The sequence below is a fragment of the Flavobacterium sp. N2550 genome, assembly GCF_025947265.1.
GTDB classification, from domain to species: domain Bacteria; phylum Bacteroidota; class Bacteroidia; order Flavobacteriales; family Flavobacteriaceae; genus Flavobacterium; species Flavobacterium endophyticum.
This window is the reverse complement of the sequence record NZ_CP110007.1, coordinates 877756-894586: the sequence shown is the minus strand read 5'-3', so window position 1 is coordinate 894586 and position 16831 is coordinate 877756. Positions and strand designations below refer to the sequence as shown.

Genomic DNA, 16831 nt, shown 5'->3' with positions numbered 1-16831 from the left:
ATCGAGGCCTTTGGTAATTTCAATTAGACAGCAAAGAATCGCTCTAATTCTTCTAGCGTTTCTGCTGATGTCTGGATGTCTTTTACGATCTCGCCTTTTTGAAGGGCAACAATTCTATTGGATACCTCAACGGTATGGAGAAGGTCGTGGCTTGAGACCAATACCGTAATTTCTGGATTGTCAGCCAGTTCTTTAATTATTTTTTTAAGCCTAAACTGTGTAGTCGGGTCCAGGTTAGCGAAAGGTTCGTCAAGGATAATAACTTCCGGATTGCCTATCAATGTGGCAATGATTCCGATTTTCTTTTGGTTTCCTTTTGAGAAATCGCGGATGTATTTTTTGCTGTTCAGGATTTCGCCGTTGAAAAACTCTTCATGTTTTTTCAACAAAGCATCTACATCGGCTTTATTTTGCCCGCGCAAATCGCCTATGAAATAGAAATATTCTTCTGGAGTCAGATAACCGATCAAGAAGCTTTCGTCTAGGAAAGAAGCAGTCACGGTTTTCCAGTTTTCGCTTTGGTCGACTCTGAAACCGCTATTGATGATTTCTCCTGTCGTTGGCTGAATCAAATCGAGCAACAGGCTGAAAAATGTAGTTTTCCCAGCGCCATTATTTCCGACCAATCCGAAGCTTTCGCCTTTTTGGATTTCAAGATGGTCTATTTTTAATACGGTTGTTCCGTTATATGCTTTTGAAAGATTTTTTGCTTGTATCATTTTTTCGATGTTTTATATCGTTAGATTTTTAGTGTTCGAATTTATCCTTTTTGCTTGTAAGCATCTATTGTTTTATATTTTTCGGTTTTATACACTTTTTCAATCATTGTAAAAACCTTATTTCTTAGGGCAAATCCTAAAACTCCTGTCAAGGCCACCAATACCAGTCCCATTGTAGGATTAATCAAATAGTAGCCTAAGGCATAGATAATCATCGGGAGCAATAATTTTGGCAAAGAGATGAGCATTGTTTTTGCATTGAACGCTTTTTTATCTCCAAAAGCTCCTTTGCCAGAATTTAAGTCAACCGGAGTTTTAGTGAATGCGCCGCCGAGCAATACTAAATGAGAGTTTACGCCAATATTGTAAACCGCTCCAACAATAATAATCAGATAGATTTCTAATCCGAAATAGAGATAAAAAGAAGCGATCACTGTCGAAACTGCCGTTGCTATAACAATCAGCCACCATTTTGAATTCAGATATCCTTTATAGGGAATATTCTGGGTCATCATCAGCGGATAATAGGCGCTATCCCAGCTTGGTACGAATTGGCCAAAAGTGAATAAAAAGCCGCCCGTTACAAAAATCCCTGCAAACATGTGCATCATCGGATTATTGTAGGATTCAATTCCTCCAGAAAAGAAAAGCAATCCATAAAAAAGAAACAGGACGCTCATAAAAATCGTGGTTTTAGAACGCTTGTTTCGCTTGATCAATCGGATATCATTTTTAAGAAATGTACCAATCGTTCCAAATTGGTTTAGCCAAGTATATTGTTCGGTTTTGGCTACGCTGTGTTTTGAAGAAAGTCCCGTATCTAAATGAAGGTTTTTCTTGAAGTAAGTATACGTAATAAGGTATAAAGAAATCAATAAAATAATCGGTATAAAGAAAAGGTATTTCGTATCAAACAATCCTTGAAAGAAAACCGACGTATAGCTCGTAATATCAAACAGGCCGTAGTATTGCAAAGTTCCCAAAGCCAACACGGCTCCAATAAAGATAAGGAAAAGATAGTCTTTATTGTTTAATAGGATGTTGAAGAAGTTATTCGCATAGACTAAAGCCATCAAAGCTATATGCCAAAGAATGATGCTGACAATATCATATCCTTCTATGACCAATACTATTGAAAACGGCACGAAGAAAAAGCAATGCACGAAGTTAAAAAACGACAATATCGTTTTTCCTAAAGCAAAGTTTACGATGGTTGATTTTTTGATCGGCAATGTCAATAGCGGACGAATATTCATCACTGGAATCTTCTGAAGAAAAAGCCGTATCATCAGATCCAAAAGGATATAATAGATCAGATATCGGTTCACAACAAGAATAGGATCCAGGTTGAGTTCTTCTTTAATCAGATAGAACACGCCGATTCCCATAAAAAGGAAAATCAAGGTGAAATAAATCGCTCCAAAAACCATCAGTATTTTTAAAGCGAGGTTGGTCCTGAAGGAAGCTGAACGGAAAAAAGACTTCCATTCTAGCATGAGGAATTTTTTGAACATCTTGTTTGGTTTGGTTTGTGGATTAGTAGAATAAAAAATGTAAACGTTACACTTTATTTTGAGATTTCATATTCAGGATAGATTCGGCCCATTTCTTCTGACATTTTTTTATGTACGACTTTCCACTGTACATATAGCAAAAGTGCAAATAACACTAGAATTACAGCGCCAAAAATTGCAGTTCCTCTATTCCAATTCGCATCGCCAAAAGCGCCTGATAAATTGACTATCTGTACCGGCAAGAACGTAATCGGATAAATATCAAAAATACTGGCCGTTTGTTCAAAAAGCCATTTTTTTCCTGTTGCTTTCTCTCGTAATCTTTGGGCTTTGGTGACTTTATAAATTTCGAAGCTAGACACAACCCCAATAATCCCCAAAACACAGAGATATAAAATTTGGGTATCCTGCAAGGCTTCAGAAAGAATATATAAAGCATACATGGCTCCCAAAGTCAGGAGAATTTTGGGCAATCGGAAAAACTCCTTATAATATTTCCAAATTATCCTTGCGTATTTTTTTCCTAAGAATTTCTGGCGTTCTTCGACAACATCCATAAATCCGAAAATTCCGAATTTCTTGAATTCTAACTGTAATGCTTCTTCAAAAGTCAATTTCGGATTTTCTTTCCACCTATCCTCGATTGAATTGGCCAAATGGTCTACCAATTCCGATTGCAGGTCATACCACTCTACAAAATGCTGCCGCGTGAATTGGTATAATCGGTCGATTTGCTGTTCGTTTAATTTCATCAATAGCTTAGTTTTGGATTTACTATACTTTGCATGTTTTTTATAAATTCTTCTAGTTCTGCCAGGCGATTTACCGTTTCGGTTTGGCCGCTTTCTGTCAGCTTATAATATTTCCGAAGACGATTATCCACTTTTTCAACCTCAACATCTAGCAATCCTTCGGCTTCTAATTTGTGCAATGCCGGATAAAGAGCGCCTTCAGTGATATTCAATTCCCCTTTGGTTATTTCTTTCACTTTCTGCGTGATTTCATAACCATACATTCGCCCGTTTTCCCCTAATAATTTCATTATTATGGTATTAAGGCTTCCTTTATACAATTGAGAGTTTTTCATTTTTCAGCATTAGAAAGCAAATATACATAAGTTTCTTATACATAAAATAGTTAGGTATTATTTTTTAAGGTTTTCTTATTTAAAAAAGTTTTGGGAATGCTTACTTTTGCATAAAATATACAGAATGTCTACATTTTATAAACTAACAATAAAAGAAGTCAGGAGAGAAACAAAAGATGCTGTTTCTGTGTTGTTCAACGTACCAGAAGAATTAAGATCGCATTATAGTTTCGTCGCCGGGCAATATATAAATCTAAAGTTGACGCTTGACGGAAACGAAATTCGTCGTGCCTATTCTATTTGCTCTTCGCCTGACAGCGGTGAGTTACGAATTGCAATCAAGGCTGTTTCAAACGGAGCCTTTTCTCAATTTTCAAACAAGCAGCTAAAAGCTGGAGATACGATTGAAGTAGGTTCGCCAGAAGGAAAATTCATTTTTGAGCCAGACTCCAACAGGATAAAAAATTATGCTGCTTTTGTTGCCGGAAGCGGAATAACGCCAGTAATGTCGATACTTAAAAGCGTTTTAGAAAAAGAACCGCAAAGCACTTTTGTTTTGATTTATGGCAATAAAACTCCAGACGAAACTATTTTTCATCAAGAATTGCACAGCTTGCAACTCCAATATACCGGAAGACTGTTCGTACATTACGTATTCAGCCAGGCAAGAGCCGAAAATGCCTTATTTGGAAGAATCGAAAAATCCGCAGTGAATTTTGTATTGAAAAACAAACATGCTTCCGTAGAATTTGACAAGTTTTATTTGTGCGGTCCGGAAGAAATGATCAATGTCGTAAATAATGTCTTGAGGGAAAACAACATCAAAGAAAAGGACATTAAATTTGAATTGTTTTCTGCTTCGACTAAAGAAAATAAGATTGAAGAATCATTAGAAGGTCATACCAAAGTGACCGTTTTGGTAGACGATGAAGAAACTACTTTCGACATGTCGCAAAAAATGACACTTCTCGATGCCGCCTTAAAGCAAGGAATCGATGCTCCTTACTCTTGTCAAGGAGGTATCTGCAGCAGCTGTATCGCCAGAATTGTTTCCGGTACTGCCGAAATGAAAAAGAATTCTATCTTGACCGACCGCGAAATTGCCGAAGGACTGACCTTAACTTGCCAGGCACATCCAACTTCAGCAGAAATCTATATTGATTTTGATGATGTTTAATCGAAAAATATAAAATGAAAAGAGGCTCGAAAGGCCTCTTTTTTATTTTAATTGATCTATGACAACAGAAATGACTTTATCAACTGGAATGCTTCGCATCGCGTCTTCATAGCCCTCTACTTTTTTATTGCCATAAATTGAAGTCGGAAGCAGCGGATATTTTCCCCTATCGGAAACTATCGCAGTATCCATCGTCTGGTTAAAAGACAGGAATCCGGCATACGGGTGTGTTGCGCCCCAAAGCGTAATTACCTTTATGCCCAGCATTGCCGCGATATGCGAATTGCCCGAATCCATTGAAAGCATTGCGTCAAGGTTGGAAATAAGCTTTAGTTCTTCCTCGAATTTTAATTTACCGGCAACAGTAATCGCATTTTCTTTTCCAGCGGCTAGCTTATCTAATATTTCAATTTCTTTAGTCCCTCCGCCAAACAGAAATATTTTATAATCTTGATTTTTGGCAAGCTTGTCGATGACTTGCTGCATCAAGTCTTGCGGATAAACCTTAGAATCGTATTGGGCAAAAGGAGCGATTCCGATCCACTTTTTGTGCTTTTTTCCAGTAAGATTTAGAATTTCTTCTGTCAGATCAGCTTTTTCTGGAAAAATCGGATTTTCAAGACGTAGTTCAAAGCCAAGTTCTTTAAAAACTTGCTTATGTCTTTCAAACATCGATTTTACCGGCTTGAAAATTTTATTTTCCGCTCTTGTCAGCGCTTTCTTTTCTGCGCGTCCTTTGTCAACAAAAGCTGTTTTTTTGCCGCTCCATGCAAAAAGACTCCTCACTATTTTAGAACGAAGAACATTATGTAAGTCCGCAACAGCGTCAACCCCTAATTTTTTCAAATCTTTATACAATCGTATCAGTCCGAAAAAACCTTTATGTCTTTCTTTCAGATCGATTGCAAAAAAATCTAGGTTAGGAATTCCGTCAAAAAAAGGCTTAAAAAAAGGACGAGAAACTACGGTAAGCTTCACATCAGGATACTGTGCGGCAAAAGCTCTCAATACAGGAACTGTCATGGCAACATCTCCCATGGCAGAAAGTCTAAAAACTACTATATGCTTGATTTTTCGCATCTTTTAGAAATAAAAAAGACTTTTAAGAAACAGCTTGTCTCAAAAAAGTCTCTTGTCTTATTTGTTTTGCTTCATTCCGCTTAAGCCTTTCCTGATAAAGAAAACGCCAAATAATGCGAGAACGATTAATTTTAAAGGTTGGGATTGGTGCTGGCTTTCTAAAAAAAGCATTTCATATAGTACATATATAAATGCAAGGAAGGTCACGCCGTAGACAATCTTGAAAAACAGTGGCTCGGAACTAATAAAATTCTTTTCTGCCATCCGTCTTTATTTTTTATTCTGATACAAAATCGGATTCAGATCATCGTCATTGTACATCTTCATCTGCTTGTAGACTTTCATGAACTTGTCTCCATTTTCAATATCTGTAAGCAGATCGTCGATTGCTGTTGACAAATCCGAGCGCTGTTCCAAAAGAACGTTTAGTTTAGTCTGGCATGCATTTCTGTGTTCTGGAGTAGCATCAGCTCGTGTTGCTTCTTCATGCATGTGGTAGATTTTCAAAGCCAGGATAGACAGTCTATCAAATGCCCACGCAGGGCTTTCTGAATTAATCTTGGCATTGTCTTTTACTTTAACGCCGCTATATTTTTTCAAGAAAAAGCTATCGATAAATTCAACCATGTCTGTTCTCTCTTGGTTTGAAGCATCGATTCTGCGTTTTAATTTCAAAGCTTCAACAGGATCAATATTTGGATCGCGGATTATATCTTCAAAATGCCATTGCACAGTATCAATCCAGTTTTTCAGATATAATAGATGTTCAAATGTATCATTTGAATAAGGGTTGCTGATAGGCTGGTCCACGTTGTCATATTTATGATAATCCTGGATGCTCTGCTCAAATACTGAATACGCTAATTTTGAAAACATATATTTACAATTAAAATACAAATATACTTTTTATACCTTTATGGCTGGTAAAAATTTCAGATTTCAGAACCTTGAATTCCAAACCTTACACTTATAAAACTATGCAAGTACATTATTTATCAGAAGCCAACAGCGTACTGAATCATTTCTTGGGCCAAATCAGAAATGTCAATGTCCAAAAAGACAGCATGCGTTTCCGCAGGAATATTGAGCGGATTGGCGAAATAATGTCGTATGAATTGAGCAAGAACCTTCATTATAAAGATGTAGAAATCCAGACGCCGCTTGGCATCAAAAAGACGACCGAAATTCAGGATGACTTAGTATTATGTTCTATTTTAAGAGCTGGATTGCCTCTGCACCTTGGTTTTCTGAATTATTTTGACAGCGCGGAAAACGGATTTGTATCGGCTTACCGCCATCATTATAATAACGACGATGCATTTGACATAAAAGTAGAATACCAGGCTGTTCCGAGCATCGAAAACAAAAATCTTTTATTGATCGATCCAATGCTGGCGACAGGCCAGTCTATGGTTGCTGTTTTTAATAAACTGATGGAAAAAGGAACTCCAAAAGAAGTGCATATTGCTGTCGTGATCGCTGTTCCGGAAGGAATTTCTTATCTCCAAAAACATCTTCCTGATTATTGCCACCTATGGGTTGCGACTTTGGACGAAAAGCTGAACGAAAAAAACTATATCGTGCCAGGCTTAGGAGATGCAGGCGATTTGGCGTATGGCAATAAGTTATAATTGTGAGAAAAAAGTCAGTACGCTACAGCCGACAATTACATAAACAAAAGTTTCTTTCAGCCAATTGACCTGCATGGACTCAATATGGTTGGTCGCCATGATGGCCACTGGAGCAAACGTATAAATCAAAAGACTATTATTCTTGTCCGAAGAAATCAGGAAAACAACCGCACCGATAATAAATGCGACAATAATTTTCTTGTAGGACGATTGCATATTCAACGGTTTATTAGGCAATGTCAAGGCTTGCGTAATAAAAAAGAAGGTTGCGGTAACTAAGTATAATGAAAGGGCAAAGTTTTGGTAATTATTCGTAAAATAATTAAAATTGAAATCAATCAAAGCGCTGTCAACTATCGTTTCTATCAAGCTTTGGTCAAAAATTAAAGCATACATCAATGCTATGACTCCGACAGCAAAAAAAGAAATAAAAGGCAGTACCCAGTTTCTATAATCTCTCGAGACATGAAAAAGGATGGAGACAAAAACAATCAAAATGAACAAAATGCTCCAAAAGTGAAAGATTGCCGCTAGAAAAATCCAAAGCGAAGCATCGAATATTTTTTCTTTAGGCGTGAGCAGCGATTGCAAAGAAATCAATCTCCGCAACGCCAAGAGTATAAAAAAATTAGAAATAATCAGGTTAGTGTTTACTAATGTTGTCGGGAATAAAATCAGGAATGAAAAGAAAAAAAGGAAGGTATAGCTATTGTCTTTGCTCAATCCATTCTTTTTGGTCACGAAGTTTATGATAAAAAGCGAACCTATCAAAAGCAGTAGAAGTCCAGTCCTGGTCATAATCCCATTGACAGAATCAACCAATTCTGGAGCTTTTTGGAGGTATAAAAAATAGCATATAAACAGAAGCGCTGAAATAATTATATAATTTAACGGTCGAGATTTGCTAAAAACGCTTGTTATCATAAGGATATTTTATACTTTTGCAGTGTAAAGATACTACTTGTTCTAAAATGAACTATTATAAAGTTGGTCTGTACAAAAATTTTAGAAGATTCATAAAATAACAACATAAAGAAACGATATGAAATCATTTTTTGAAGGAATACAATATTTATTCGTAGACATTTTGTTCAAACCGCTTGACTTTTTCAGAGCTTTAGAACTAAAAAACTGGTGGGCTGCCAACACATTGAACTGGATTTTTATGATTATTTGCGCAGTAGCAATTGTTTACTGGATCAAACAGCTGCAATTACACAAAGCTAATAACGACGAATTTCAAGATACTACGGCTCATTCTTTCTTAAAATAAGCCAAACTTATTATAATTAAAATCCGAGAAGCGATAACTATTGCTTCTCGGATTTTTTATTGGATTATAAATCAAACCCGATATCTTTTCGGAAATACATCTTCTCAAATTTCAGCTTGTCGATATTTTGATAGGATTTTTGTATTGCTTCTTTAAAGTTATCGCCGTAAGATGTTACTGCCAAAACCCTGCCACCATTGGTTACTACTTGTCCATCAACGGTTTTAGTTCCCGCATGGAAAACAATAGAATCGGTAACATTTTCGATTCCAGAAATTGCTTTTCCTTTTTCATACTCTTCTGGATAACCACCAGAAACGACCATGATAGTCGTAGCGCTCCTTGGATCGACTTCTAAAGAAACTTGATCCAGCTTTTCGTCGGCCACAGCCAAAAATAGTTCCACTAAGTCAGATGTAAGCCTCGGAATTACAACTTCTGTTTCTGGATCGCCCATTCTGACGTTATACTCAATTACCATCGGCTCATTCTTCACATTGATCAAACCGATAAATACAAAACCTTTGTATTCGATTCCATCTTTTTGCAAACCGTCAATTGTCGGTTTTACGATTCTATTTTCGATTTTTTTCAGCAAAACAGCATCAGCAAACGGAACTGGGGAAACTGCTCCCATACCGCCTGTATTCAAGCCGGTATCGCCTTCACCAATTCTTTTGTAATCTTTTGCCGTAGGCAGAATCTTGTAGCTTTTACCGTCAGTCAAAACAAAACAGCTAAGTTCTATTCCGTCTAAAAATTCTTCGATAACCACTTTTGAACTTGCGTGTCCGAATTTTTCATCGACAAGCATATTTTTCAATTCTGCTTTTGCTTCTTCTAAATCTTGGATAATTAGGACTCCTTTCCCTGCCGCCAATCCATCTGCTTTCAAAACATAAGGAGGACTCAACGTTTCTAAAAATTTTTGTCCTTTTTCTAAAGTTTCTTTGGTAAAACTGCCATAAGCTGCCGTAGGAATATTATGTTTTACTAGAAATTCTTTTGCGAATTCTTTGCTTCCTTCTAATTGAGCGCCCTTTTTTGACGGACCTATAACGGGAATATTCTGTAGTGCCTCATCATTTTTGAAAAAATCATAAATCCCAGCCACTAAAGGATCTTCAGGACCCACAACAACCATTTCTACTTTTTCTTGGAGTGCGAAATTTTTTATCGCTTCAAAGTCAGTTGGACTAATATTGATATTTTTTGCAATTGCTTCTGTACCAGCATTTCCTGGTGCTACAAAAAGTTTTGAGCATTTATCGCTCTGCAGCATTTTCCAAGCCAAAGCATGCTCTCTTCCGCCAGAACCTAATAATAAAATTGTCATTGTTGTGTAGTTTGTTTAATATGTGCCAAAATTAATTGCTTTTGAACATAAAAAATAATTAATTTACTAAAAACTATCAACTTTCGACTGTGTTTAAACTATTTGACTTTTCCTTGAAAATTAGTGGCTTTCCGATAAAAGAGGCTCAGCTGGAATTTGAGAATATTCTTAATATTCCTGAAGCCAGCTATGAGCATTATATTCTTGGGAAAAGAAAAGAAATTGTCGATTTTCACTTGAAGAACAATCATTTTTATAAGCAACTGGCTTCTGGAAAAACTTCTGATAATTGGAATAGTTTGCCTGTAATTACTAAAAAAGATTTGCAACAACCATTGCAACAAAGGCTCTCCAAAGGTTTTGATACTAAAAAATTATTTATCAATAAGACTTCGGGGTCCAGCGGAGATCCGTTTATTTTTGCTAAAGACAAATACTCCCATGCGATGACTTGGGCTTCAAACATGTATCGTTTTGGATGGCACGGTATTGACTTTAACTCTTCTTTCCAAGCACGGTTTTATGGAATTCCTTTGGATTTTATCGGAAATAAAAAAGAACGTTTGAAGGACTTTCTGGGACATCGGTTTCGCTTTCCGATTTTTGATTTATCGGATGCTGTTTTGGAAAAGTTTTTAAATCATTTTCGCAATAAGAAATTCGATTACATCAATGGATATACGAGTTCGATCGTATTATTTGCCAAATATTTGGAACGAAAAAATATCTTACTAAAGGAGATATGTCCGACACTAAAGGTATGTATCGTGACCTCTGAAATGCTTTTTGAGAAAGATAAAATCTTAATGGAAAAGCAATTTGGAATTCCTATTGTCAATGAATATGGCGCTTCAGAACTAGATCTGATTGCTTTTGAAAATTCCAAAGGAGAATGGCGGGTCAATGCCGAAACCTTGTTTGTTGAAATTTTGGACGATGCCAATCAGCCGGTTCCTAATGGAAAAGAAGGTCGTATTGTAATCACCTCATTGTATAATAAGGCCCATCCGTTCATCCGATATGATATTGGAGATATTGGAATTTTAGCTATAGAAAGTACTTTTAAAAAGCCAATTCTCAAGCAATTGATTGGTCGAACAAACGATATCGCCATCCTTCCAAGCGGAAAAAAATCACCCGGACTGACTTTTTATTATGTAACCAAAAGCATCATAGAAGACGATGGAAATGTAAAAGAATTTATCGTAAAGCAGACAAAAATTGATTCGTTCGAGATAGAATATGTAAGCGAAAAAGAATTGCCTTTGGAACAGATTTCTAAAATTGAGGACGCAATTTCCTTATACTTGGAACCAAATCTGAGATTCGTATTTGTGCAAAAGACTTCTTTGGCACGTACGAATCGAGGAAAGCTAAAACAATTTCAGTCCTTACTTTAGCTTAAGTTTTTTCACATATTTCTGCTTGATAAAAAAATGCACGAACAGGAAGCAGATCATGCAGCCTATTGAAGCGATAACATTTAATTTATGGAAGTTTCTATATACATTATAATTATGTCTCAATAGCGCTGTTTTTGAAGCCGAAATAGAATTTTCTCTGATTCTATAAATTGCCAAGCTTTCAGGAACTGGTTTTACGGTTTTTATTTTTTTCAAAATCGTGAGCCACATCATCCAGTCTTGGCGCTTTCTGGTAGAAGAAATTGTTATTTTTCCAAAAAAGGCCGAATCGTAAATACCTGTCAGATTTCCAATCAGATTACTCCAGAACAATTGGCTATAAGTAAGCATTTTTGGTGCTTCGATTATTCTCTCCAAAGCGTTCCCATTTTCATCAATACATTCATAAAATGAAAAAGTGAAAGGCTGGTTTTCCGAAATCATGAATTTTATCTGCTTCTGAAGCTTTTCGGGCTTCCACAAATCATCTGAATCAAGAAAGGCTATGTATCTTCCTTTGGCTAAAGAAACCGCTTTATTTCGAGCAATTCCGGTTCCGTAATTTTGCTTTTGTTGATGTAGCTGGATTCTTTTATCATGAAGGAAACTTTCTACTATGGAAATAGTCTTATCAACAGATCCGTCATCGACTATAATCATTTCCCAATTTTGGTAGGTCTGATTTTGAACCGATTTGATAGTCTCTGAAATAAATTTTTCTGAATTGAAAGAAGGAGTAATAATGGAAACGAGATGTTCTTCCATTGCTAATAGGCTTTTTCTTCTCCTTTTATTGCGTTGACTACCGTAAGGAAGATAATTTTTATGTCTAAAAGCAAAGACCAGTTTTCAAGATAAAAAATATCAAATTTTACGCGATAAATAATATCCTTATCGCTCTCTACCTCTCCACGGAAGCCTTTAGTCTGGGCAAGTCCCGTAATACCTGGCTTGATAAAATGGCGCACCATAAATTTGTCGATTCTCCTGGCATACATTTCCGTGTGGCTTACCATGTGCGGTCTTGGTCCAACAACCGACATATCTCCCAATAAGACATTGAAGAATTGCGGTAATTCGTCAATACTAGTTTTTCTGATGAATTTACCTACTCTTGTTATTCTCGGGTCATTTTTAGAAACTTGATACAAATCTGCTATCTCATTTAGTCTCATCGAACGGAATTTATAGCAATAGAATTCTTTGTAATTCAATCCGTTTCTTTTTTGCTTAAAGAAAACACTGCCTTTTGATTCGATTCTTATCAATATGGCTAAAATCGGTATTAGCCATGATAAAATACCGATAATGACAACTAAAGAGAAGATAATATCAAATGCCCTTTTAATAACTTTATTTGCCGTTTCGTCTAACGGTATATTTCTGATAGATATAATTGGAATATAATCATAATAATCAAAAATTAAATTTCTCGCCAAGACTTCTTTATTGTCCGGAAGAAATTTTAGTATTTTTAAATTATTGTCTGTAAAATCAATAAATTTATTTACCTCAGCATTTGATAATTCTGCAAGAGAGCAGTAGATTTCATCAATTTTATTTTCCATGACAAAATTGAAGCATTCTTCCACTTGTTCCTTTTTATTTGAGATAAGAGTAAACGTTTTTTCCAGTTTGTAACCATAATCTGGATTTTCATTAAAGAATTCTTCTAGCTGAGTTACACTTTTTCCATTACCTACAATAACAACTCTTCGAAAGTTTCCTCCAAAAACAACCCTGAACCTTCTTAATGAAAAATAGATGAAAAACTTTGCAAGGCCTACAAGGATAAGCGAAAATGAAACAAATTGAATCATTTTTGAAGGCTCTGAGAATTTTAGATAAAATCCTATAAAGGCAAAATTTATAAGCAAGAAGAAGAAATATTGCTTTAGTATACTGCTAAAGATTTCAATAACCTTTGTATAACGATATACCTCATAAAATCCAATATTCCAAGCAATTACAAGCCACGAGATTGATATAAAAAAGTGATATCCTAATAGGTTTAATGTTTGCGGCAATAGAAAGTTTGCTAGGATATTGATAATAATCAAATCTAGTATATATGAAAATGGCCTGATGTAGCCAGAATATCTTCCCGTTTTTTTACGCACTTAAAAAATATATTTTGAAAAATCTTTATGTTCTTCCTTCAACAATTCTTCTGATGATAAAGATTTAAAATATTCATAGGTAATTCTCATTCCCTCGGATCTTGACACTTTGGCTTCCCAGCCTAGCAGCTCTTTGGCTTTTGTTATATCAGGCTGTCTTTGCAGCGGATCATTTATTGGCAACGGATGGTATACCACTTTTTGGTTGGTACCTGTCAACTTGATAATTTCTTCTGCGAAATCTTTAATCGTTATTTCATCTGGGTTTCCAATATTAACTGGAAGCACATAATCAGAATGTAACAGCCTATAAATTCCTTCCACCTGATCATCTACATAACAGAAAGATCGAGTCTGCATACCGTCGCCAAATATAGTCAAATCTTCTCCTCTTAAAGCCTGTCCGATAAATGCTGGAATCACTCTACCATCATTTAATCGCATTCTTGGTCCATAAGTGTTAAAAATCCTGACTATTCTGGTTTCAACGCCATGAAAAGTGTGATATGCCATTGTAATGGACTCTTGGAAACGTTTTGCTTCATCATAAACGCCTCTAGGCCCTATCGTATTTACGTTTCCGTAATATTCTTCTGTCTGTGGATGAACCAGTGGGTCTCCATAGACTTCAGATGTAGAGGCAATCAAAATCCTTGCTTTTTTTACTCTTGCCAATCCTAAAAGATTATGAGTACCTAAAGACCCTACTTTTAATGTCTGTATAGGAATTTTAAGGTAATCTATAGGACTTGCTGGTGAAGCAAAATGTAATATATAATCTAATTTGCCAGGAATGTGGATAAATTTGGTAATATCGTGATGGTAGAATTCAAAATTTGCAAGCTTGAATAAGTGTTCGATATTTTTTAAATCACCCGTAATAAGATTGTCCATTCCAATTACAAAATAACCTTCTTTTAGAAAACGATCGCACAAATGGGACCCTAAGAACCCTGCCGCTCCGGTTATTAATACTCTTTTCATATCAGATTAATCTTTTAACGTGAAACATTCCATGGAAAAAAACACGTAATTTAACCACAAAAATAATGTTCCCAAAAATAGGATTATCATTTACAACAAAAAACTATAATCGTTAATATTTGAAAAAAAATAATTTATATGGTGAGAAAAACTTGGACAATAGCTTTTTAAGCTATCTTTTATATTTAATTTATCGTAAGATATTCGATTTGTAGATGTTCTCAAGTTTTTTAATATTATCAAGAATATTGAAATTTTCAATAAAATATTTTTTAGCATTCTGAGAGAATTTCAAATACAGTTGCTCATCATTTAAAATTTCAATAATTTTTGTTGAAAAACTTTCTGCATTATTGTCTTTGATGACAAATCCATTAAAATTATTTACGATTAAATCTCTGTTTCCATCACAATCACTAACTACGCAAGGCTTCGATAAAGCAAGGCTTTCAATAATGGAATAAGGCAAACCTTCGTAGCGTGCTGTAGAAATATATAATTTTGAATCATTTATTATTCGGAAAATGTCTTCGCGGCCTGTCCAATCTAACAAGGTAATATTGGATTTCAAGTCTAGTTTAATTATTAAATTTTTTATCAAATCCAATTGAGGCGAATGATACCCGACTCCCATTAAAACCAAATGAATATTTTTTTGATGCTTTTTAATCTCAAAAATAACTTGAATCATCAATTCTATATTTTTTTGAAATGAAGGCCTTCCAACAGTACATATATATTCATCTGGCCAAGTTTTTTCAATCGAAAGCTCTGATAATTGATTTATTGGCTGAATAGAATTATTAAATAAAATTGTGTGTGTGTCTTTATATCCGATTTCTTTGGTAGCTCTATCTTTTTCAGAGTTTGAAGATGCTAATAATATTGAATTACCGTTTGCAAATAGTTTCTCTATAGTTATATAAATTTTTCTTTTTAAGAAGTTCTCAGTACTCAAATATGAATAGGCTTGGGGTGTATGTAAGACTTTAATACCTAATAATCTACCCACAATTCTGCCTACGATGCCTCCTTTTGCACTATGAGAATGTATAAGATCTGGCTTTTCTTTTTTTATAATTTTATATGTTTGTATAATTGATTTTAGGTCGTTTTTGACAGAAATATCTCTATTGATTGGTATTCTATAGCTCTTTACTTTTTGATTACTCTTATCAAGAAATATATTTTCAGTATCTTTTTGTCCATGAATAATCACATTTTCAAATTTTGTATTATCAATATTTGATAAGATGAGACGTAATGAGACATCAACTCCTCCAACTGAATGTAATATATGAACTATTTTATTCCTTTTCATTAGTATTATTTTTTAATAAAAAAAGAGCGGTAAAGATGGCAAAGATGTAGCATCCAAATTGTCTAGAGAGAACATTTTCAAAGAGAAAGAAAAAAAAGAAACTTGCTAATATTGCTACAGCAAAAAAGTTATGTTTGTGCAGAAATATAGATAAAAAGTAAAATGATATTAGTATTAAAAAACCAATTATTCCAGAACTAAGAAAAAAGCCTAAAAACTGATTATGTGTATTAAATTTTCTTTCTAAAAACCATCCTCTTCTTGATTCATTACTTATTTTTTCAGAATAGCAATTAATTAATTTAGTGCTGATTTCTTTTTCGCTTTTAAAACCTACTGTATAATTAAATTCCTCTTGTTTCGTCAAATCATAAGCGCAAGGCCAAATTACATATCTCGGCTCGAAAATAGCAATTTTTGAAAGTGTTCCCTCTATGTCTTTGTTTATATGAAATCGCTCTAAAATGTTTTTATTGAGAGATACAATTGTCAATATTATTAAAAAACAAAAACCTACAAATGCGACTTTGTAAAGTTTTGAAATTTTCAAATAGAAAAAAATATACAAAAAAAATAAAAACAATAAGGAGATAAACGAGTTCCTAGCTGCTATAAGTACTATAAAAAAAATTGACAATGCGCTAAAAAATATAAATATATTTTTGTTTTTATCTTTATTTTTTATCTTTTCTAGTGAGAGTATTAATCCCATCAAAGCCATAAAACCAGCATAAGGCCTTTCTAAGACAAGAAGTTCATTCACTAATAATCCATCTCCAAGCGGAAAATTATTATAAATCAAATAGTGTTTCGTTATTTTGAAAATTGATACTGCTATCATTAGTTGTATACTAATTATAAGGGCAGTTTTAATTTTCTCTAAATCCTTAAGCTTTAAAAAAAGTATGGGAATTATCAGAATGAATAAATACCTACTAAGCAGCTTCTGATCTACTATTAAGCTATTGTTTAATAGAGCCTTAATATAAATAAAAATGAATAAAAAGTAAAGAATATAAAAAGGGCCTGTTTTTAACCTATCGAAATTGATTTTTTTTATATCTATGATAAAAGAAAATAACAGTAATCCGAGAACAATGCTCGGGAAAGCTAATGAAAAAGGCAAAAGAAGTAACATGCCTATAAATAAATAATCATAGTAATTTTCAATAATCTTCTTCATCCC

The 16831-nt window shown here is 34.6% G+C and carries 17 protein-coding genes; 4 read left to right on the top strand and 13 right to left on the bottom strand.

The window, feature by feature from the left end:
• Positions 1 to 23: 23 nt before the first annotated feature.
• From OLM56_RS03895 to OLM56_RS03880, 4 genes are read right to left on the bottom strand one after another with little or no spacing between them, the layout of a single operon-like run.
• Entirely contained in the window at positions 24 to 719 is a 696-nt protein-coding gene (locus OLM56_RS03895) for an ABC transporter ATP-binding protein (RefSeq protein WP_264528390.1), read from the bottom strand.
• Positions 720 to 760: 41 nt separating this feature from the next.
• On the bottom strand, positions 761 to 2233 hold the full coding sequence (locus OLM56_RS03890; RefSeq protein ID WP_264528389.1) for a DUF5687 family protein: 1473 nt from the start codon (positions 2231 to 2233) through the stop codon (positions 761 to 763).
• Between the two features lie 53 nt (positions 2234 to 2286).
• Entirely contained in the window at positions 2287 to 2985 is a 699-nt protein-coding gene (locus tag OLM56_RS03885; RefSeq protein WP_264528388.1) for a hypothetical protein, read from the bottom strand.
• Positions 2985 to 3320: a PadR family transcriptional regulator gene (locus OLM56_RS03880; RefSeq protein ID WP_182493147.1), complete on the bottom strand. Its 336-nt coding sequence runs from the start codon at positions 3318 to 3320 to the stop codon at positions 2985 to 2987. The genes OLM56_RS03885 and OLM56_RS03880 overlap by 1 nt, the downstream gene beginning before the upstream one ends.
• 124 nt (positions 3321 to 3444) lie before the next feature.
• On the opposite strand from OLM56_RS03880, the gene OLM56_RS03875 reads away from it, so the two are divergent.
• Positions 3445 to 4497, top strand: coding sequence for a ferredoxin--NADP reductase (locus tag OLM56_RS03875; protein ID WP_264528387.1), 1053 nt, complete (start codon positions 3445 to 3447; stop codon positions 4495 to 4497).
• A 42-nt stretch (positions 4498 to 4539) separates the two neighbouring features.
• On the opposite strand, the gene OLM56_RS03870 is transcribed toward OLM56_RS03875, so the two are convergent.
• Both OLM56_RS03870 and OLM56_RS03865 read right to left on the bottom strand, forming a co-directional pair.
• A complete protein-coding gene (locus tag OLM56_RS03870; protein ID WP_264528386.1) occupies positions 4540 to 5577 on the bottom strand; it encodes a glycosyltransferase family 9 protein in 1038 nt (345 codons plus the stop codon).
• 270 nt (positions 5578 to 5847) lie between these two features.
• A complete protein-coding gene (locus tag OLM56_RS03865; RefSeq protein ID WP_182493145.1) occupies positions 5848 to 6453 on the bottom strand; it encodes a DUF4254 domain-containing protein in 606 nt (201 codons plus the stop codon).
• Positions 6454 to 6554: 101 nt separating this feature from the next.
• On the opposite strand from OLM56_RS03865, the gene upp reads away from it, so the two are divergent.
• On the top strand, positions 6555 to 7208 hold the full coding sequence (gene upp / locus OLM56_RS03860; RefSeq protein ID WP_121375731.1) for a uracil phosphoribosyltransferase: 654 nt from the start codon (positions 6555 to 6557) through the stop codon (positions 7206 to 7208).
• Here the strand turns inward: upp and OLM56_RS03855 are convergent.
• Positions 7203 to 8132: a DUF6427 family protein gene (locus OLM56_RS03855; protein ID WP_264528385.1), complete on the bottom strand. Its 930-nt coding sequence runs from the start codon at positions 8130 to 8132 to the stop codon at positions 7203 to 7205. The two genes, upp and OLM56_RS03855, sit on opposite strands and share 6 nt — an antisense overlap.
• 118 nt (positions 8133 to 8250) lie before the next feature.
• On the opposite strand from OLM56_RS03855, the gene OLM56_RS03850 reads away from it, so the two are divergent.
• Positions 8251 to 8481: a DUF6341 family protein gene (locus OLM56_RS03850; RefSeq protein WP_121375729.1), complete on the top strand. Its 231-nt coding sequence runs from the start codon at positions 8251 to 8253 to the stop codon at positions 8479 to 8481.
• A 64-nt stretch (positions 8482 to 8545) separates the two neighbouring features.
• Here the strand turns inward: OLM56_RS03850 and purD are convergent, their stop codons facing one another.
• On the bottom strand, positions 8546 to 9817 hold the full coding sequence (purD, locus tag OLM56_RS03845; RefSeq protein ID WP_264528384.1) for a phosphoribosylamine--glycine ligase: 1272 nt from the start codon (positions 9815 to 9817) through the stop codon (positions 8546 to 8548).
• A gap of 89 nt (positions 9818 to 9906) precedes the next feature.
• Between purD and OLM56_RS03840 the strand changes: the two genes are divergently transcribed.
• On the top strand, positions 9907 to 11217 hold the full coding sequence (locus tag OLM56_RS03840) for a phenylacetate--CoA ligase family protein (RefSeq protein WP_264528383.1): 1311 nt from the start codon (positions 9907 to 9909) through the stop codon (positions 11215 to 11217).
• Here OLM56_RS03840 and OLM56_RS03835 read toward each other — a convergent pair.
• The 5 genes from OLM56_RS03835 to OLM56_RS03815 form a co-directional block, all read right to left on the bottom strand.
• The gene (locus OLM56_RS03835; protein ID WP_264528382.1) at positions 11209 to 11985 is read right to left on the bottom strand and encodes a glycosyltransferase family 2 protein; all 777 of its coding nucleotides are present in this window, start codon (positions 11983 to 11985) and stop codon (positions 11209 to 11211) included. The genes OLM56_RS03840 and OLM56_RS03835 overlap by 9 nt on opposite strands.
• Before the next feature lie 2 nt (positions 11986 to 11987).
• Positions 11988 to 13340, bottom strand: a complete 1353-nt coding sequence (locus OLM56_RS03830; RefSeq protein WP_264528381.1) for an exopolysaccharide biosynthesis polyprenyl glycosylphosphotransferase — start codon at positions 13338 to 13340, stop codon at positions 11988 to 11990.
• Positions 13341 to 14324 carry a UDP-glucuronic acid decarboxylase family protein gene (locus OLM56_RS03825; RefSeq protein WP_264528380.1) on the bottom strand — a complete coding sequence of 328 codons (984 nt, stop codon included), beginning with the start codon at positions 14322 to 14324 and terminating at the stop codon, positions 13341 to 13343.
• 190 nt (positions 14325 to 14514) lie between these two features.
• A complete protein-coding gene (locus OLM56_RS03820; protein WP_264528379.1) occupies positions 14515 to 15645 on the bottom strand; it encodes a glycosyltransferase in 1131 nt (376 codons plus the stop codon).
• The gene (locus OLM56_RS03815; RefSeq protein ID WP_264528378.1) at positions 15632 to 16828 is read right to left on the bottom strand and encodes an O-antigen ligase family protein; all 1197 of its coding nucleotides are present in this window, start codon (positions 16826 to 16828) and stop codon (positions 15632 to 15634) included. The genes OLM56_RS03820 and OLM56_RS03815 overlap by 14 nt, the downstream gene beginning before the upstream one ends.
• Between the last annotated feature and the right edge of the window lie 3 nt (positions 16829 to 16831).